16 protein-coding genes and 1 tRNA gene are annotated in these 17,748 nt (G+C 71.9%); 11 read left to right on the top strand and 6 right to left on the bottom strand.

The window, feature by feature from the left end; genetic code table 11:
- The coding region (locus EAO77_RS01220; RefSeq protein WP_147988874.1) for a Tellurium resistance at positions 1 to 519 on the top strand (519 nt) is incomplete at its 5' end.
- A 53-nt stretch (positions 520 to 572) separates the two neighbouring features.
- Here EAO77_RS01220 and EAO77_RS01215 read toward each other — a convergent pair.
- Positions 573 to 1,385, bottom strand: a complete 813-nt coding sequence (locus EAO77_RS01215; protein ID WP_147986280.1) for a TerD family protein — start codon at positions 1,383 to 1,385, stop codon at positions 573 to 575.
- A gap of 201 nt (positions 1,386 to 1,586) precedes the next feature.
- On the opposite strand from EAO77_RS01215, the gene EAO77_RS01210 reads away from it, so the two are divergent.
- The 3 genes from EAO77_RS01210 to EAO77_RS01200 are packed head-to-tail and all read left to right on the top strand — an operon-like array spanning position 1,587 to position 6,012.
- On the top strand, positions 1,587 to 2,750 hold the full coding sequence (locus tag EAO77_RS01210; protein WP_147986279.1) for an HpcH/HpaI aldolase/citrate lyase family protein: 1,164 nt from the start codon (positions 1,587 to 1,589) through the stop codon (positions 2,748 to 2,750).
- Positions 2,750 to 5,206: a phosphoribosyltransferase gene (locus EAO77_RS01205; protein ID WP_147986278.1), complete on the top strand. Its 2,457-nt coding sequence runs from the start codon at positions 2,750 to 2,752 to the stop codon at positions 5,204 to 5,206. Before EAO77_RS01210 ends, EAO77_RS01205 begins: the two co-directional genes overlap by 1 nt.
- Entirely contained in the window at positions 5,203 to 6,012 is an 810-nt protein-coding gene (locus EAO77_RS01200) for an HAD family hydrolase (RefSeq protein WP_147986277.1), read from the top strand. Before EAO77_RS01205 ends, EAO77_RS01200 begins: the two co-directional genes overlap by 4 nt.
- Positions 6,013 to 6,153: 141 nt before the next feature.
- On the opposite strand, the gene EAO77_RS01195 is transcribed toward EAO77_RS01200, so the two are convergent.
- A complete protein-coding gene (locus EAO77_RS01195) occupies positions 6,154 to 6,804 on the bottom strand; it encodes a DedA family protein (RefSeq protein ID WP_147986276.1) in 651 nt (216 codons plus the stop codon).
- A gap of 109 nt (positions 6,805 to 6,913) precedes the next feature.
- Here EAO77_RS01195 and EAO77_RS01190 point away from each other — a divergent pair, with 109 nt between their 5' ends.
- Positions 6,914 to 8,053: a sensor histidine kinase gene (locus EAO77_RS01190; protein ID WP_147986275.1), complete on the top strand. Its 1,140-nt coding sequence runs from the start codon at positions 6,914 to 6,916 to the stop codon at positions 8,051 to 8,053.
- Positions 8,044 to 8,688, top strand: a complete 645-nt coding sequence (locus EAO77_RS01185; protein ID WP_147986274.1) for a response regulator transcription factor — start codon at positions 8,044 to 8,046, stop codon at positions 8,686 to 8,688. The genes EAO77_RS01190 and EAO77_RS01185 overlap by 10 nt, the downstream gene beginning before the upstream one ends.
- 241 nt (positions 8,689 to 8,929) lie before the next feature.
- On the opposite strand, the gene EAO77_RS01180 is transcribed toward EAO77_RS01185, so the two are convergent.
- The 4 genes from EAO77_RS01180 to EAO77_RS01165 form a co-directional block, all read right to left on the bottom strand.
- Positions 8,930 to 9,151: an FmdB family zinc ribbon protein gene (locus EAO77_RS01180; protein WP_147986273.1), complete on the bottom strand. Its 222-nt coding sequence runs from the start codon at positions 9,149 to 9,151 to the stop codon at positions 8,930 to 8,932.
- Between the two features lie 107 nt (positions 9,152 to 9,258).
- Positions 9,259 to 10,038: a DUF4383 domain-containing protein gene (locus EAO77_RS01175; RefSeq protein WP_261993758.1), complete on the bottom strand. Its 780-nt coding sequence runs from the start codon at positions 10,036 to 10,038 to the stop codon at positions 9,259 to 9,261.
- A 200-nt stretch (positions 10,039 to 10,238) separates the two neighbouring features.
- Entirely contained in the window at positions 10,239 to 11,606 is a 1,368-nt protein-coding gene (locus tag EAO77_RS01170; RefSeq protein ID WP_147986272.1) for a hypothetical protein, read from the bottom strand.
- An 82-nt stretch (positions 11,607 to 11,688) separates the two neighbouring features.
- Complete coding sequence (locus tag EAO77_RS01165; RefSeq protein ID WP_315986069.1) at positions 11,689 to 12,354, bottom strand: DUF4097 family beta strand repeat-containing protein; 666 nt, start codon at positions 12,352 to 12,354, stop codon at positions 11,689 to 11,691.
- Between the two features lie 312 nt (positions 12,355 to 12,666).
- Here EAO77_RS01165 and EAO77_RS01160 point away from each other — a divergent pair.
- The 5 genes from EAO77_RS01160 to EAO77_RS01140 all read left to right on the top strand — a co-directional run bounded on the left by EAO77_RS01160 (position 12,667) and on the right by EAO77_RS01140 (position 17,676).
- Positions 12,667 to 12,741, top strand: a tRNA-Val gene (locus EAO77_RS01160).
- A gap of 388 nt (positions 12,742 to 13,129) precedes the next feature.
- Entirely contained in the window at positions 13,130 to 13,741 is a 612-nt protein-coding gene (locus EAO77_RS01155) for a YdcF family protein (protein WP_147988871.1), read from the top strand.
- Between the two features lie 383 nt (positions 13,742 to 14,124).
- Complete coding sequence (locus tag EAO77_RS01150) at positions 14,125 to 14,448, top strand: CPCC family cysteine-rich protein (RefSeq protein WP_261993757.1); 324 nt, start codon at positions 14,125 to 14,127, stop codon at positions 14,446 to 14,448.
- A gap of 1,925 nt (positions 14,449 to 16,373) precedes the next feature.
- On the top strand, positions 16,374 to 16,787 hold the full coding sequence (locus EAO77_RS01145) for an excalibur calcium-binding domain-containing protein (protein ID WP_315986068.1): 414 nt from the start codon (positions 16,374 to 16,376) through the stop codon (positions 16,785 to 16,787).
- Between the two features lie 463 nt (positions 16,788 to 17,250).
- Positions 17,251 to 17,676: a DUF3592 domain-containing protein gene (locus tag EAO77_RS01140; protein ID WP_261993756.1), complete on the top strand. Its 426-nt coding sequence runs from the start codon at positions 17,251 to 17,253 to the stop codon at positions 17,674 to 17,676.
- Positions 17,677 to 17,748 lie beyond the last annotated feature (72 nt).

Genomic DNA, 17,748 nt, shown 5'->3' with positions numbered 1-17,748 from the left:
AGCCTCTTCAAGCCCGACGTCGTCCAGGCGCACACCCAGGGCATCGTCAACGTCGACCTGGACCTGGGCTGCCTCTACGAGCTGACCGACGGCAGCAAGGGCGTCGTGCAGCCGCTGGGCAGCTTCTTCGGCAGCCTGAACGAGGCGCCCTACGTCCGCCTCAGCGGCGACGACCGCTTCGGCGCCCCGTCCGGGGAGACGATCTACGTCAACCTCGACCACCGGGACGAGATCAAGCGCCTGCTGTTCTTCGTCTACATCTACGACCAGACCCCGGCCTTCGACCGCACCCACGCCCACTGCACGCTCTACCCCAGCAACGGCCCCCGGGTGGAGATCGAACTCGACGAACGCGCGCCGCAGGCCCGCTCCTGCGCCGTCTTCTCCGTGGAGAACGTCAAGGGCGACCTGGTGGTGCGCCGTGAGATGAAGTTCGTCTACGGCTTCCAGGCGGAGCTCGACCGGCTGTACGGATGGGGGCTCCAGTGGGGACGCGGTTACAAGAGCCGGGTGTCCTGACCGGGCACGGCGCCCCGGCCCCCGTGCCGGGGGCCGGAGGCCGGGGCGCGGCGTCAGCGGCGCAGGAACTGCGGCCCCATAGGGGGCAGGCGGAAGTTCGGGTCCGGCGCGTGGGCGGCCGCCGCGGCCGGCTGCGGATAGCCGTAACCGGCGGCCGGCGCCGGAGCCGTCTGCGGCGGGGGCGGCGCGTTGTGGGGATAGCCGTAGGCGGGCCGGGTCACGGCGTCGTCCGGCTGCGGATAGCCGTAGCCGGGAGCGGGCGGGGCCGGGGGAGCGGCCGGCGGCTCGGGCGCGGAGGAGGGCTCCGCCGCGGCCTCCGCCTCGTCCACCGAGATCCCGAACGCCGTCGCCAGACCCACCAGACCGGTCGGATACCCCTGGGCCACCGCACGGAACTTCCAGCCGTCCCCGCGGCGGTACAGCTCGCCGCAGATGATCGCCGTCTCCTCGCCCGTCTCCGGCCGTACGTCGAAGACGGCCAGCGGCTCGCCGTCGACGGATGCGTCGTGCAGCAGTATCCGCAGGTCGCGTACGTGCTCGAAGGTGCCGCCGTCCGAGGAGGCGGCGATGACGACCTGGTCGACACCCGCGTCCAGCGCCGCCAGATCGGCCTCCACGGTGTCCGTCAGGCGCTCCCCGTCGCGCTTCTTCGGCAGCCGCCGCACCAGGCCCGAGGGGTGGCGCGGCTGGTTGTAGAAGACGAAGTCCTCGTCGGAGCGCACACGACCGCCGGGCCCGAGGAGCAGGGCCGACGCGTCGACGTCCGGCACCCCGGACCCCGGTGTCCAGCGGAGCACGGCCCGTACGGCCGTGGCATCGAGAGGGACGTTCGAGCCCTTCATCATCGTGTGCGTCATGTTCGTCATCCTGCCTGTCCGGGCGGCCCCGGGACAACGCGGGGGCCGGACCGGATGAGCGGCGACCACGAACGGCGGACCCGGTTGTGCGGGGAGGAAAGGGGCGGGTTACCTGAATTTCATGCAGGCGGGGAACTGTGGACACCTCGCCTTACGTACTATTACCGGCCACATGTCGTCAGGGCCGCCGAGGCAGTACGGGGTATTCATATGCGTCATTTCGGGCACATCCCGCCCGGCGTCCGGGAGAGGCTCTTCCACCGGCAGCCGGCGGAGTTCGGTGCGGACTCGCCCCCGAGGATGCTCGCCGCCGCTCTCGGCGCCACGCTCTACAGCCCGGCGACCCGGCCGCGGCTCGCCGACGACGTGGTCAAGCAGACCGGGCGCGGTGTGGTGTCCATGGTGCTGTGCCTGGAGGATTCCATCGCCGACGCCGACGTCGAGGACGCCGAGGCCAACCTCGTCCGCCAGTTCGCGGACCTCGACGCGCGGGGTGTCGAGCTGCCCCTGCTCTTCGTCCGCGTCCGCCGTCCCGAGCAGATCCCCGACCTCGTCCGGCGCATGGGACCCGCCGGGCGGCTGCTGTCCGGATTCGTACTACCCAAGTTCACCGAGGAGCGCGGCGTCCCCTTCCTGGAGGCGCTGACCACCGCCGAGGCCGCATGCGGCCGGCGCCTCTTCGCGATGCCCGTCCTGGAATCGCCCGAGCTGCTCTACCTGGAGACCAGGGCCGACACTCTCACCGGCATCGCCCACACCGTCGACAAGTACCGCGACCGGGTCCTCGCCCTGCGGCTCGGCGTCACCGACTTCTGCTCCGCCTACGGCCTGCGGCGCTCGCCCGACATGACCGCCTACGACGTCCGCATCGTCACCTCCGTCATCGCCGACGTCGTCAACGTCCTCGGCCGCTCCGACGGCACCGGATTCACCATCACCGGCCCGGTCTGGGAGTACTTCCCCGCACAGGAGCGCATGTTCAAGCCGCAGCTGCGGCGCAGCCCCTTCCTGGAGGGAAGCGCCGAGGACCTGCGCACCACCCTCATCGAGCACGACATGGACGGACTGCTGCGCGAGATCGAACTCGACCGCGCCAACGGCCTGCTCGGCAAGACCTGCATCCACCCCTCCCACGTCGCTCCCGTCCACGCCCTGTCCGTGGTCAGCCACGAGGAGTACAGCGACGCCCGTGACATCCTGCGCCCCGAACGGGACGGCGGCGGGGTGCTGCGCTCGGCGTACACGAACAAGATGAACGAGGTGAAGCCGCACCGCGCCTGGGCGGAACGCACCCTCCAGCGCGCCGAGGCATTCGGCGTCGCCGCCGAGGACGTCGGCTTCGTGGACCTGCTGGCGGCGGGAGTCGCCGGCTGATGAGAGAGGGCGACGACGTGGTGTGGTCGGGAAGCTGGGTGGCCGAACGGCTCGGAGTCGGGCTGGACGGCGACGAACGCCTTCCCGAGCTGCTGGGCCTCGCCCTGCGGCGCAACCCCAAACGGGCCCATCTGCTCGTGTCGAACGTGCTCGGCAAGCACGTGCCGCAGAGCCCCGGCCTCGTCCGGCGGACCGGGCACGACCTGGGCGTGCGGGTACGCCGGCTGCTCGGCGACGACGAGGCCGCCCGCGCCGTCGTCCTCGGCTACGCGGAGACCGCGACCGGCCTCGGCCACGCCGTCGCCGACGGCGTCGGCCTCGCCCCCTACCTGCACTCCACCCGCCGCCCCGTGGACGGCGTCCGGCAGGCCGGCGGCTTCGAGGAGTCCCACTCCCACGCCACCAGCCACCTGCTGCTGCCCGAGGACCCGCTGCTGCTCGCCGGCGACGGCCCGCTCGTCCTCGTGGACGACGAGTTCTCCACCGGCAACACCGTCCTCAACACCATCCGCGACCTGCACGAGCGCCATCCGCGCAGGCGCTACGTGATCGTCGCCCTCGTCGACATGCGCGGCGAGCACGACCGGGAGCGCTTCGACGCCTTCGCGTCCGGGATCGGCGCCCGGGTGGACCTGGTCGCCACCGCCACGGGCACCGTCCGCCTCCCCGACGGCGTCCTCGCCAGGGGCCAGGCCCTGGTGGCCGAGCAGGAGCGGACGCAGCGCGGGACCCGGCAGAGCCCGCCGGGGGAGGACCGGGCCGCCGCCACCCGCTCCCGGATCGACCTGGGCTGGCCCCCCGGCCTGCCCGACGGCGGCCGCCACGGCTTCACCCCCGGCCACCGCGCCGCCCTCGAAGCCGCCCTGCCCGCCATGGCGGACACCCTCGCCGCCGTCCTCGCCCCCGCCCGCCGCGTCCTCGTCCTCGGCTTCGAGGAGCTGATGTACGCGCCGCTGCGCCTCGCCGCCGCCCTGGAGGACACCGGCGCAATCCCCGAGGTGCGCTACTCCACCACCACCCGCTCACCCGTCCTCGCCGTCGACGACCCCGGCTACGCGATACGCACCCGGCTGGTCTTCCCGGCCCACGACGACCCCGCCGACGGCCCGGGCGAGCGCTACGCCTACAACGTCGCCGGCGGCGGGTTCGACGCCGTGGTCGCCGTCGTCGACTCGACGGCCGACACCCCCGCGCTCCACGCCCCCGACGGCCTGCTGGCACAGCTCGCGGGCCACACCCGGCACGTCGTGCTGGCCGTGGTCCCCTCCTACGTGCCCCCCGCCGCACAGCCCCCGACAGCCCATGAGAGGGCCTCCATGCTTCCCGATCCGCTCCGCGGACCCGACTTCTCGTCCTACGCGCCGGACGAGGTCGGCTGGCTCCTCCAGGACCTCTCGGACACCGAACTGGAAGCGCCCACCGAGGAGCGCGAGGAGGCGATACAGAGCGGCGGCGCCCACTACGCCGAGTCCCTGCCGGTCGAGTACCAGCCCAGCGAGCAGTACCAGCAGCTGTTCAAGGCCGCCCTGGAGACCTCCGCCGCCCGGATCGCCCGCGCGGTCGGCACCGTCACCGAGACCGTGCTCGCCGAGCGCTCGCCCCGCCCGGTCCTCGTCTCCCTCGCCCGAGCGGGCACCCCCGTCGGCGTCCTGATGCGCCGCTGGGCCCTGCACCGCCACGGACTCGACCTCCCGCACTACGCCGTGTCCATCGTGCGCGGCCGCGGCATCGACGCCAACGCGCTGCGCTGGCTCGCCGCCCACCACGACCCCGCCGACGTCGTCTTCGTCGACGGCTGGACGGGCAAGGGCGCCATCACCCGCGAACTCGCCGAGGCACTGCGCGAGTTCGACGGCTTCGACCCGGAGATCGCCGTCCTCGCCGACCCCGGCGGCTGTGTGCGCACCTACGGCACCCGCGAGGACTTCCTCATCCCCTCCGCCTGCCTCAACTCCACGGTCTCCGGCCTGATATCGCGCACCGTCCTGCGCGCCGACCTCGTCGGGCCCGGCGACTTCCACGGCGCCAAGTACTACCGCGAACTCGCCGGCGCCGACGTCTCCGGCCACTTCCTCGACACCGTCGCCGCCCGCTTCGACGAGGTCGCGGCCGCCGTCGACGCCGACGTCAAGGACCTCCTCGCCGCCGACCGGGCGCCGACCTGGGAGGGCTGGGCCGCCGTCGAGCGCATCAGCGAGGAGTACGGCATCCACGACGTCAACCTCGTCAAGCCCGGCGTCGGCGAGACCACCCGCGTGCTGCTGCGCCGCGTGCCCTGGAAGATCCTCGCCAAGCGCGGGGCGGGCGCCGACCTCGACCACGTGAGACTGCTCGCCGAGCAGAGAGGCGTGCCCGTCGAGGAGGTCGACGGACTCCCGTACACCTGCGTGGGTCTGATCCACCCCAAGTACACCCGGGGCGCCACCGGCGCCGACGGCAAGGCGGTGTCGGCATGACCGTGCTCGTCGCCAGCGACCTCGACCGTACGCTGATCTACTCCAACGCCGCCCTCGCGCTGACGATGCCCGACGCGGACGCGCCCCGGCTGCTGTGCGTGGAGGTCCACGAGCGCAAGCCCCTGTCGTACATGACGGAGACGGCCGCCGGGATCCTCACCCGGCTCACCGAGGACGCCGTCTTCGTCCCGACGACGACCCGCACCCGCAAGCAGTACCAGCGCATCAGCCTGCCCGGCCGCCCGCCGCGGTACGCGATCTGCGCCAACGGCGGCCATCTGCTCGTCGACGGCGTCAGCGACCACGACTGGCGCCTGTCCGTCGCCACCCGCCTCGACGACGAGTGCGCCCCCCTCGCCGAGATCCGCGCCCACCTCGCGGTCGCCGCCGACCCCGTCTGGCTGCGCAAGGAGCGGGTCGCGGAGGACCTGTTCGCGTACCTCGTCGTCGAGCGCCCGCTGCTGCCCGAGGGCTGGGTCAAGGAGCTCGCCGGCTGGGCCGGGGAACGCGGCTGGTCCGTCTCCCTCCAGGGCCGCAAGATCTACGTGGTGCCGAGGCCGCTGACCAAGAGCGCGGCGGTCCGCGAGGTGGCCCGTCGCACCGGCGCCCGGCTGACGCTCGCCGCGGGCGACTCCCTGCTCGACGCCGACCTGCTGCTCGCCGCCGACCAGGGCTGGCAGCCGGGCCACGGCGAACTCACCGAGGCCGGCTGGAGCGCACCGCACGTCGAGATCCTCCGCCACCAGGGCGTCGCGGCGGGCGAGGAGATCCTCCGCCGCTTCACCGCCCACGCGGCGCGCGCCTGACGACGTGCCGTGTTGTCCGGCGTGCGCCGGACAACACGGCACGTCGTCAGGCCCGGCTCTCGGGACGGGGGGCGCGCCGGGCCGGCGGGGGTACCGCCGCGCGGGGGCCGGCGTGTTCCGGGACGCCCGAACGGAGCGTGCTCAGGTGCGGCGGCGCGACCCCGCGCCCGACTTCGTCACCCGCACCACGAGGAAGGCGACGACGGCCAGCACCGCGACCCCCAGCACCACCTTCGAGTACGTCGACACGTACCCGGTCACCTCCTCCCACCGCTCGCCCAGCGCATACCCCGCCAGCACGAACACCGTGTTCCACAGCGCGCTGCCCAGCGTCGTCAGCAGCGTGAACAGCGGCAGCGACATCCGCTCCACGCCCGCCGGCACCGAGATGAGCGAACGGAACACCGGGATCATCCGCCCGAAGAACACCGCCTTCGGCCCGTGCTTGACGAACCACGCCTCCGTCTTCTCGATGTCCGAGGTCTTCACCAGCGGCAGCTTCCCCGCGATCGCGATCGTCCGCTCGCGGCCGAGCAGCGCGCCCACACCGTAGAGCGCCAGCGCGCCCACCACCGACCCCGCCGTCGTCCACAGGAGGGCCGCCACCAGGCTCATCTGCCCCTGGCTCGCGGCGAACCCCGCCATCGGCAGGATCACCTCGCTCGGGATCGGCGGGAAGAGGTTCTCCAGCGCGATCGCTATGCCCGCTCCGGGCGCCCCGAGAGCGTCCATCAGGCCGGTGACCCACCCCGGGGCGCTGTCGGCGGCGACGTTCACCATCTGCGTGTCCATGGGCGAACGCTAGAAAGCCGAAGCTGAAGAAGCCCTGAAGGCGGCCGCACACCATCCTGCGGTTTTCCGCAGTGCGCCCGCCCGAGCTCCCCCGCTAGCGTGACCGATCATGAAGACTCTGGCGATACGGACGGTCCGCCACACCGCCGGCTGCGCGCTCGGCGCGGCGACCGCCGTCGTCGAACTGCCGCTCACCCTGCTCTGCGGCCTCCTCCTGCTGCTCGCCGGCATCCGCCCGGGGGCCGCCCGCGCCGTGCCGAGGCCGGTCGGCGCCGTGGCCGCCGCGCTCCTCGCCGTCGAGCGCCGCAGACTCGCCCGGTTCTTCGGCATCCGCATCGCCCCCGCGCCCGACGACGCCCGCGCGCTGCGGTACCTGGCCGTCCGCTGGGCACTCGGCGCACTCGGTGGGGCGGTCGCGGGTCTCGTCCTCGTCGGCATGGCCTACAGCTCCCTCTTCCTCTACGCCTGGTGGCTCGACGACATCGCCTACCCGCTGGCCGTGGTCTTCAGCAATTTCGGCGGACTTCTGCTGCTCTTCCTCGCCTGCCAGGGGGTCTTCGGCACGGTCATGCTGGAGGAGCAGCTCGCCCGGCGCCTCCTCGGCCCCAGCCACCACGACGCACTCGAACGCCGGATCACCGAGCTCGCCACCACCCGCGCCGAGATGATGGAGGCCGTCGACGGGGAACGCCGCCGCATCGAACGCGACCTCCACGACGGCGTCCAGCAGCGGCTCGTCGCCCTCGGCATGCTCCTCGGCCGCGCCCGCCGCAGCCACGACCCCGCCCACACCGACGCACTCCTCCTCCAGGCCCACGAGGAGAGCCGCCGCGCGCTCGTGGAACTCCGCGAGGTGGCCTGGCGCGTCTACCCGACCGTGCTCGACGAGGCCGGGCTGCGCGCCGCGCTGGAGACCGTCGCCGAACGCACCCCGCTGCCGGTCCGCGTCGACTACGCCGTCCCCGTCCCGCCCCCGCGCCAGACCGGGACGGTCGCCTACTTCGTCGTCTCCGAGGCCGTCACCAACGTGGTGAAGCACTCGGGGGCCACCCGCGTCGAGGTGCGCGTCGACCGGGACGGGGACCGGTTGCGGCTGCGGATCGAGGACGACGGCACGGGCGGCGCCGACCCCACCGGCGGCGGCCTGACCGGGCTGGCCCGGCGGGTCGCCGCACTCGACGGCCGGTTCGGGGTCCACAGCCCCGCCGGCGGACCCACTGCGATCACCGCGGAGCTGCCGTGCGCGTAATACTCGCCGAGGACTCGACCCTGCTCAGAGAGGGGCTGGTCCGCCTGCTCGCCGAGGAGGGACACGAGGTGACCGCCGCCGTCGGTGACGCCACGGCACTCCTCGCGGCCGTCGCCGCCGATCCGCCGGACGTCGTCGTCGCCGATGTGCGGATGCCCCCCACCCACACCGACGAGGGCCTGCGCGCCGCCCTCGACATCCGCCGCCGCTGGCCGGACACGGGCGTGCTCGTGCTGTCGCAGTACGTGGAGAAGCGCTACGCCACCGAACTGCTGACCTCGGGCGACGAGGGCGTGGGCTACCTGCTGAAGGACCGTGTCGTCGAGGTGGACGAGTTCCTGGACGCCCTCGCCCGGGTGGCGCGGGGCCAGGCCGCGTTCGACCCCGAGGTCGTCCGGCAGATCCTCGCCCGCAGCACCCGCACCGACCCGCTCGCCCGGCTGACGGCACGCGAACGGGACGTGCTCGCGGAGATGGCCCAGGGGCACACCAACGCGGCCATCGCCGCCCGCCTGCACGTCTCGCTGAGCGCCGTCGAGAAACACATCAACGCGATCTTCGACAAGCTCGGCCTCAGCGGCACGACCGGGTACTCCCGCCGGGTCCTGGCCGTCCTGCGCCACCTGGGGTCCTAGGGCCGGGTGACGCCATGCGCGGGGGTGTGGTCCCGCGTCACAGGGGATGGCAGGGCCGGAAGGCGCCTGGCGCCGGGGTGTGGTGGTCCTGGGCCGGCTGGGGTCCAGGCCTGGGTGCCGGGTCCCTCGTGCGCTGCCCGGACTCCGGGCCCTGGTTCCGGGTCCCGGCGGTCCCGCGCCACCTGGGGTTCCAGGACCGGGCGCCGGGGTCCCCGCGCCGGCCGTGGTCCCGGGGCCCGGGTCAGCCGCAGCAGCCGCCCCCGCAGCAGCCGCCACCGCCCGACGGGGCGGGCGCCGCGCCGGACCCCGCGGACGCGGCGCCGCCCACCGCCACGGCGGAGAGCAGCTTCACGGTGTCGTCGTGTCCGGCGGGGCAGTCCGCAGGGGCGGACGACTCGGCCATCGGCCGGCTCACTTCGAAGGTGTCGCCGCACGTGCGGCAGCGGAACTCGTAACGAGGCATGCGGTCAGGCTACCGGCACCCCGGCCGGGTCCGGACGGCCCGGACGGACCGGATTTCCCCGGCGTCCCGCCCCCGCCCGACGGCGCCCCTGCTCGCGCCCCTGGGGGTCACCGCCGCGCGTGCCGGCCGGCCGCCTTCACCGCCTCGGCCGCTGCGGCCTCCTCCGCCGCCTTGTGCGCCGCGAGTGCCTCACGGTGGCGCCGGGCGCGCTGCTCGCGCGCGGCCTCCTCGGGATGGCGGGCCATCCAGTACGGGTTGTCGTGCGGCAGGGTGGCGCTGACCCTCCCGTACATGCCGAAGCACATCAGCATCAGCCCCACGACGAAGCTGAACAGCACGTTCTGCATGCGGAACGCGAGCGGGTTGAAGCTGCGGTCCAGCAGCGCGAGGTTCACGAACCCGCTGGCGATGAAGAGGACCCCGAGCGTCATGTTCACGGTCGAGGCGAAGTTGCCGCCGATCACCATGCCGACGAAGAGCAGCAGGCCCACACAGATGGACAGGATGCTCAGCGCGCCGTTGGTGCTGAGACCGGCGACGGTGTCGCCCTGGGTGTCGAAGAGCCCGATCCGGTCGACGAGACCGAGGATGCCGAAGACGACCAGCACCAGCCCCATCAGCCCGGCGCCGACGCGGTAGACCCGGCTCAGCCGGTGGTCGACGGGCAGATGCTCGTCCAGCCTGATGCGCTGCCTCCGCTCCCGCGACGGGCGCCTGCCCCGGGAGGGAGCCGGTGCCGGGGCGCGAGGCGGGTCCTGGGCCTGGGAACGGGCCGGGCCCGTTCCGTCGCCGTGTCCGTCGTCGTGCTCACGGCCGTCGTCGTGCTCACGGTCGGCGTCGAGGCGGCGTCGGGGGGTGTGCGGGCGGTGCCGTACGTGTCCGGCCATCGTCGGCCTCCTTACGTACCGGCCGGCGGGCCGGCTGTGCGCGGGTCCGTACCCTGCTCCTTCCAGCATCCGCCCGCCCGCGCCGCGGTGACAACGCCAGACGTGCCGGGCCCCGCCGAGCGCCCGGCACAGGCACAGACACAGGCCCAGGGCGCCGGGGCCCGGGCAATGCAGGCGCATCGGCGCATTGCCCGCCCCGCTCAGTGGCCGGCGCCGCGCTCCTCGCGGATCTGCTCGACGACATGGGCCGCCGTCCGCCGGACCGCCTCCATCTCCAGCAGGAAGTGCCAGTAGTCGGGGTGACGGCCCTCCAGCCCCTCCACCGCCCGCTCCAGCCGCCCGACCGCATCGTCCAGCGGACGGGCGTGCCGTGGATCCGGGGTGTGCCGGCCGGCCATCGCCAGCCGCTGGGCGTCGCGGATCGCGAACCTGGTCCGCTCGATCTCCTGCTGGGGGTCCTTCGCCACCGCGTTGAGCCGCTGGAGACGGTCACCCGCCGCCGAGACGGCCTCGTCAGTGCCGTTCAGCAGGGCGCGGACCGTGGAGAGCAGCGCCGTGGCGTCCGGCCAGCGCTGCTCCTCGCGGGCCCTGACGGCCTCCTTCAGCTTCTCCTCCGCCCTGCGCACGCCGAGCGCGGCCTGCTCCGGAACGGGCTGGAGATCCTGCCAGCACGGCGCCGTGAAACGCCGGCGCAGCTCGCTGAGCACGGGATCGACCTGTTCGGCCCGGGTGGTCAGCGCCTGCGCACGGGTGCGCAGCGACACCAGACGCTTGTCGATCTCGGCGGCGCGCTCGGGCAGGCGGTCCGCCTCGGTCCGCACCGCCTCGGCATCGCGCAGCACCCGGTCGGCACGCTGGAGCGTCTCGGGGACGCCATGGCGCCCGGCCCCCTCGTTGAGCTTGGTCAGCTCCGGGCCGAGCGCGGCGAGCCGGGCGGCGAGATCATCCGCTCTCAGTCCGGAGCCCCGCACCGCATCGAGAGCAGTGCTCGCGTCAAGGAGCGCCTGTCGCGCCCGCTCCACGGCGGGCGCCAGCCGGGCGAGCTGCGTCTCCGCCTTGTCGAGCAGCGGCCCCAGCCCCTGCGCGAACCGGTCCAGCTCGCCCTTGACCCGGACGAGCTCGTCCTTCGCCCCGTTCAGCCGGGTCCGCGCCTGGGCGGCGGCCGACGCCTCCAGGTCGTCGCGGTCGAGATCGTGCGCGTCGACGGCCGTGATGTAGGCGTGGCTCACCTCGTCGATCCGGCGCCCCAGCGCCGCGAAGTCGTCCACCGCCCGCCGGGCCGCCGGCGTGCTGTCCACCGCGCCGATCGTCTCGATGGAGATGCGCAGATCGCGCTGAGCGGTGTCCAGCTCGTAGAAGGCGTCCGCCGCCGCGTCCTTCGCGGCCTGCGCGTCGGCCCGCTGGCTCTCCCCGCGCCCGCCGCCGAACCACCGCCGCGTGCCGCCCCCGGCGAACGCGCCGGACATCACCACGGCGAGCAGCGGCACGGGCAGCAGCACCAGTCCCAGGACGTCACGGACGGCGCGCGCCCCTGGCTTGCGGTGCGGCCGCGCGAGTCTCGCCGTCACATCCCTCTCCCGTGCCGTGTCCGCCCTGACGATGCCCGTTCCGGGTCAATACTCCCACCAGAAGGACGAACACACGGGTCCGTTAGTTCGCGGTGCGCACCACCACTTTGCCGTTGTCGCTGCGTGCGCTCACCACACGGTCGCTGTTCTCGTCCCTCGGCACGGACACGTCGACATCCCCGTTGTCGCTCTTCGCGGTCACGGCGTACGGGGCCCCCGCCCCCGGCAGGGCGATCTCGACCTCGCCGTTGTCGCTGAAGGCCTCCACCCGTGCGGGCACGGCGTCGAGCCGCAGCCGGACCGCGCCGTTGTCGGACTCCGCCTTCACGGCCGTCGACGTGACACGCTCGGTGACCACCGAGCCGTTGTCGGTCCAGAGATCGAGCGGCCCGCTGGAGTCCCGGACCTCCACCGTGCCGTTGTCCGAGTCGATGGTCAGCGCGGTGGTGAACCCGCTCGCGCTCACGCCCCCGTTCCCGTCCTCGACGGTCACCGCGACACCCCGGGGCACCTTGACCGTGTGCCGGCCCTCGCAGTTGCTCGCGAGGCCGTCGCAGTCCACCTCGAGCGTGAGCTTCCCGTCCTTCATCCCCCACGACTTCTCGGGCCCGCTCCCGAACACCACCCACCCGTCCACCTGCCGGGTGACCTCCACGTCGGACACGTCCGCCGCGACGATCTCCAGCGCGCTGTTGTCGGACGCGATGGTGAGCGTCTTGCCGCTGAACGGGAACGCCTTGCTCTCCACCGGAGCGTCCTCGACCCCGCTGCTCCCGCACCCGCTCACCGCCGCGGCCACCAGCGCGACCCCACCCACGGCCATCCCGACCCGCCCGACCCGACGACGTGCACCCGACATGTACTGCATGACGATCGTTCCCCCTGAAGGTCCCTGCCCGCTGACCCTCCTGACGCTACGAGCCCCCACCCGCCCGAATCGATGCGGCGGCCCACCGTCCCCGTGGTGGGGCTATCCCCCGTGCCACCCCTGCCGCGCCCGCGGCCCGACAACGGTTTGGAGCTGCGCGCGGTGCTCCATGTAGGCTGTGGCCTCATCCACGGGTGCGTAGCTCAGGGGTAGAGCGCTGCTCTTACAAAGCAGATGTCGGCGGTTCGAAACCGTCCGCGCCCACCAGTAGGTAGATAGGTAAAGGCCCAGGTCACCGGTACCGAACCGGGAGCCTGGGCCTTGTCCGTTCCCGGGCTGTGAGGGCGGGGGAGGGGCGCCGTGCCAGTTACGTGCCGACTGCTCCCGCCCCGAGCACGTGGAGGCGACGCGACCGGGCGACTGGTGGGGACCCGGCGCGCCCATCCCTGCGAGGGAACTCGTCAAGGGGCTGCACCGCACCACGCGAACGCGCGGCGGTACCGTGGCCGAGTTCGCCACTGGCGTCCACGCCGCCCCCAGTGCGCCCGGAGCACCGCTTCCAGGCCCCGGACTCCGCCCAGCCGAAGGAGCTCGACTCGTGACTCTGCCGGCCGCAGTCATCGAGGACGCCCAACGTCTGTGGGGCCACCAGCTCATGGGGCATGAGCCCCGCCCGTGCTCCGTCGCCATCGGCTTGGGCAGTCACGACCTGGGCGTGGCCGAGGTGACCGCAGAGCTCTACCAGCGGGGCATGGCGCCCCTGGTCCTTTTCACCGGAGCCACGAGCAGGACTACGCGGGAGCGGATGCCGCGCGGTGAAGCCGAGCACTACCGTGAGCGCGCCATCGAGCTGGGCGTCCCCGACGAGGCCATCCTCGTGGAGCCGCAGGCCCGGAACACCGGGGAAAACATCCGCTTCTCGCGTGCGCTCTTGGAGGAGCGTGGGGTCTCGGTGTCGTCGGTGCTGCTCGTCAGCAAGCCCTACGAGGAGCGTCGCGCCTACGCCACGGCCCGCAAGCTCTGGCCGGAGGTCGACTTCGTGAGCACGTCAGCGCCCATGGCCTTGGCGGCCTACATCGACTCAATCGGCGACCCTCAGCTCGTCGTTGACATGCTGGTCGGAGCGCTTCAGCGCCTGCTGCTCTACCCCGCCCAGGGCTTCATGATCAGCCAGGACGTTCCCCGGGACGTCCAGGAGGCCTACGAGCGCTTGTGTGCCCAGGGGTTCACGAGTCGGCTCATCCCTGATGTCACTCAGGCGGAGTGAGTAAAAACCTTCTCTACGGGTTCAAGGGCACTCGCCGCGCACGGCACGGCGCGTGCGGCCCGTCGCCCGGGCCGCCGCTCCTGTCTCCCCCCGCTCCAGCCCGGCCGCCGTCCGCACGCCTGACAGCTTGGGTTGATGGGTGGTGAACCCCTCTCTGGCTGGGGCGGTCGGCTCCACGGCTTTAGGCAGCCACTTCAGGGCGAGCCTCTAAGATCATGGCCCCAACGTCGTGCTTTACCGGGCAGGTCCACAGACTGCCCGACGCGCCGGAAGCTTACGGGGCCATGATCACTCGCCCCAAAGCAGCTCCCGCCCAAAGCCGCTACACCGACCTCAGCAGAATCTGCGCGCGTTTTCCCCATGCTGGCGTCCACACTGTGGCCATGACCGTCATGAACGTTCTGGGCGCTGCGGAAGGCGGGCCCTACCGGTGTCCGTGCTGCGGCTTCATCACCCTCAGCGAGCGCGGCAGGTCCGAGATCTGTGGCGTCTGCTACTGGGAAGACGATGGCCAAGACGACCACGACGCCGACGACATTCGCAGTGGTCCAAATCACAAGCTCAGCTTGCGGCAGGCCCGCCGCAACTTTGAAGCCATCGGGGCCTGTAACGAGTACTGCACGCAGTTCGTGCGTGATCCAGCGCCCGATGAGCACCCGATCAGCGGTGCGCGATACGGCGTCGGAAGCCTCCAATCCTATCGGTGAATGCAGGGGCCTCGCCGTGCCCGACTCGTGCCCGGCGGGTCAGCGACGAGCGGGGAACCACGGGGAAGCGCGGAGATTCAGCCGCCCAACCGCAGGTCAGCGCCCTTCCAGCTCAGCAGGCATCGACATACGACGTCTTCCAAACTGGTGCTCCAGGTGAGCCTGCCGGGCTGGTAGGACATCGATTACAAGGCTGCGAACTTTGCCCTCGTACGCATTACGGACCTGCCGCACCGCAGGTCAGGAGCCGTGTTCCGGGGACCCAGTGGATCAGGGTGGCGTTAACCCTTTTCCCGCAAAGCGCTTGAATCGCCATTAGCGCAACAGATTTTGCTTTCATGTCTCGTGAGAGCCCATCTGGCGAAGGTCGAGCGGGCGTCAGTCGAACGGGCATCTCGCACCGCTTGCAGCCGTACGCAACAGTCCGGCAGGCCCTCGTCGAAGCACTGCACGACGAAGACGCCCAAGACGTGTCGCCCCAAGTCGTGGACGAGTTTGCGCGCCGGATTTCTGAGGAGCCGGACATGCTCCCGTTCTGACACCATGCCCCGACATCAACGAGGTGGACAGCGGTAGCTCCGAGCGGCGCAAACCGACGTCGCCGCCCGCAACTCCGAGTGGCGCGACATTTTGTAGAACAACCTCATACGACAGATGTCGGCAGTTCGAACCCGTCCAGTCACCAGCAGGACGCACGGCGAAGGCCCAGTTCACTTGTACTGAACCGGGAACCTGGGCCTTGTTCGTTCCTCAGCCAGGACCAATGGTTGCCCAAGTCGGGAAAGCCTGCGGCCCCGGAGCTCTCACCCCATGGCGGCTGCCGCCCAGACTGCTCCGCCGACCTTGCGGGATTACTCAGGAGGAGGCGCAGTGACCCTCACCCCGTGCGGCTCACGCAGGCGGCGAGCTCCTAGGAGTACTCACTCCCGCAGGGGCCGATCAGCCGTGGTTCATCTGCGGCTTCGCTACCACTTCCGCATGGGACGCCGTTCGACCGGTCTTCGAAGCCTGGACAACAGCGGTCGAAAGTCACGATCCCGACGGCTCTGCGGCCGGCCAAGCGCTTCAAGCCGCGGACGATCTCGGCATCACACTCGTACAGGCCGACAATGATTCGGTGATCGAAGACTTGCTGCTCCACGTCGAGGGAGACCAGGCCAGGTACCGCCACTGACCCGTGCCCGACCAGTAGGGAGGCAGGGGGCCCAGCGCCGGCCGGGATTGGGCCGTGGGCGCGGCGCTCACCGACCGACCTGATCGGGCTCAGGCTGGTCAGTCACCAGGATTGGCGGGCCGCCGTTCAGCAGCCGGTGGACAGCGGCCCACTCCTTTCGGTCCTGCCGTCAACGTTGCCGTCGATAGGCCAGGATGATCTCGATCGCAGCCAGTACGGCGACCACGAAGACGAGCCATGTCGGCATGAAGCCGAGCCCTGTGTAGGCGATTGGGGCAGCGGTCACGGCATCATGCGCTCCTCAAGCGCGATCGGTCTTCGAATGCCCGGCATCAAGGTCGAGATGTCGGCCAGCTGCTCACTGCTTTCCGACGAGGAGGTCGCTCCGTCAGGGTGGGCTGTATGACCGACGCGCCGGCCTGTCCTGAGTGCAGCCGAGGAGACGCCCGGCGGCAGCATTCGGCAGCCGGTTATGTCCCCCCGGTGCACGAGACAGGCCCCGTTCAGGGGGTCACCCTCTGGCTGGCTGGAACCGCTCGATGTCTGCAGCGGCTCTCGCGGATGCTTCGAGAGGTCCTCCTATTTTACGAAACTGGCCAGTATTCGATGGCGTATCCGCTACGGTCGGCTTCCTTCTCAGCGTCCCGTGGGGGGATACATGTCGCACAACCCGCCTTCTCAGCAGCCTCCTTGGGGTCAGCCGCCCGCCCCTGGGCACCTCGGCCCGTACGTGCCGCCCACTCCGGAGCCGGTGCGCCCGAAGTGGGCACGCAAGCGGATCCTGATCCCGGCCGCGCTGATGCTCTTCTTCATCGGTGTCGTCGCCGGGTCCGGCGGCGAGACGACGAGCGACACCGCGGCGAGCACGCAGGCAGCGCCCGCCGCAACCGCCACCGCGACGGTCACGGCCACTCCGGCGCCGGCTGCCACGCAGACCGTGACGGCCGAGCCCGAACCCGCGCCGACGGTGACGAAGACCAGGACCATCCGCGTCACGGTGGCCCCGGCGGCGGACGGCGACGACAGCAGCGGTGGGTCCGGTGGTGCGGCCTCCTACGCGAACTGCTCCGAGGTGCGCGACGCGGGCGCCGATCCGATCCGCACGGGAGATGCCGGCTACGGAAGGCACCTGGATCGCGACGGTGACGGCGTCGCCTGCGAATAGCGGATGCCGCCCATGAAGCCGCCGTGCCTGATTCGTGCCCGTCGGGCAGTGGACCACGGTCAGTAGCGGCGACCGGGAAGATCCAGAGCTCAGAGGTGACCCCCTTGCCGCCGGCCGGGGACGGATCTCTGAACATCCGGACGTGCTTCCGTCCCGACATTCACCTCTTGCCCCGGCCGCTCACAGCTGGGGGCCTTCGGCGCCCAGGGCCGGCTGCCGGTGTGCGTTGCCGAGAGCAGGCAGCAGGACCGGGGCCAGGCGTGCCGACATCTGTACGTGATGCCGGCCGGTCGGGCCGATTACGGTGTCCGACGGCAGGTGCACGACGTGCACTCCGCGTCTGAGCCCGCACGCCGCTTCGGCGCGCACTGAACGGACGGATGAGAACCTGAACCACCTACCGAACCCCCGTGCCGATGACGCGCACCGGCGGAACACGGCTTCGGGCGTCATGGCGCCTCGTGTGGCCCTCGTGGTGTCGCTGGTGATCGCGTTGCTCCTGGGCGTGTTGTCGGGAGCGGTGATGATGCCGGCGGCCCGACACCTGCGATCGCTCCATGACGGAGTGCCGGCGCAGGCGACGCTGCACCGGAGCGGCTCGTGCATGGTGGGCCGGTGCCAGGTCGAGTTCGAGGCCGGCGGGCGGTCCGTGGTGGCGGATCTGCCGGCAGGCAGTGGCGGCGGCAAGAAGTCCGTGGGCACCCGCATGACGGTCCGGTATCAGGCGGACGATCCCCGGACGGTCGCCCGTGACGAGGATGTCGGGGGCGGCGGTGCGGCCGTACTGGCGTGGCTGTCCGGCGGGGGCGCGCTGCTCTTCCTGCTGCTGTCGGTCGTGATGGTGATCGCCATGCGGCGTCAGCGGCGGAGCCCGGCTCGTCGGACGTGATCGATCGCGGTTCGCCCGTGCCGCCCCCCGCCCACGCCTCGGTGGCCGGGATGTGTCCGCCTGACGGGCCGC

The sequence above is a fragment of the Streptomyces sp. T39 genome, from assembly GCF_008042045.1.
GTDB lineage: Bacteria > Actinomycetota > Actinomycetes > Streptomycetales > Streptomycetaceae > Streptomyces.
This window is presented reverse-complemented; position numbering and strand designations above follow the sequence as displayed.

What these genes read in the sequence shown, in the direction of transcription:
- EAO77_RS01215 (WP_147986280.1), bottom strand. Translation starts at nt 1,385, where the DNA reads ATGACGAACATGACGCACACGATGATGAAGGGCTCGAACGTCCCTCTC.
- EAO77_RS01210 (WP_147986279.1), top strand. Translation starts at nt 1,587, where the DNA reads ATGCGTCATTTCGGGCACATCCCGCCCGGCGTCCGGGAGAGGCTCTTC.
- EAO77_RS01205 (WP_147986278.1), top strand. Translation starts at nt 2,750, where the DNA reads ATGAGAGAGGGCGACGACGTGGTGTGGTCGGGAAGCTGGGTGGCCGAA.
- EAO77_RS01200 (WP_147986277.1), top strand. Translation starts at nt 5,203, where the DNA reads ATGACCGTGCTCGTCGCCAGCGACCTCGACCGTACGCTGATCTACTCC.
- EAO77_RS01195 (WP_147986276.1), bottom strand. Translation starts at nt 6,804, where the DNA reads ATGGACACGCAGATGGTGAACGTCGCCGCCGACAGCGCCCCGGGGTGG.
- EAO77_RS01190 (WP_147986275.1), top strand. Translation starts at nt 6,914, where the DNA reads ATGAAGACTCTGGCGATACGGACGGTCCGCCACACCGCCGGCTGCGCG.
- EAO77_RS01180 (WP_147986273.1), bottom strand. Translation starts at nt 9,151, where the DNA reads ATGCCTCGTTACGAGTTCCGCTGCCGCACGTGCGGCGACACCTTCGAA.
- EAO77_RS01175 (WP_261993758.1), bottom strand. Translation starts at nt 10,038, where the DNA reads ATGGCCGGACACGTACGGCACCGCCCGCACACCCCCCGACGCCGCCTC.
- EAO77_RS01155 (WP_147988871.1), top strand. Translation starts at nt 13,130, where the DNA reads ATGGGGCATGAGCCCCGCCCGTGCTCCGTCGCCATCGGCTTGGGCAGT.
- EAO77_RS01150 (WP_261993757.1), top strand. Translation starts at nt 14,125, where the DNA reads ATGACCGTCATGAACGTTCTGGGCGCTGCGGAAGGCGGGCCCTACCGG.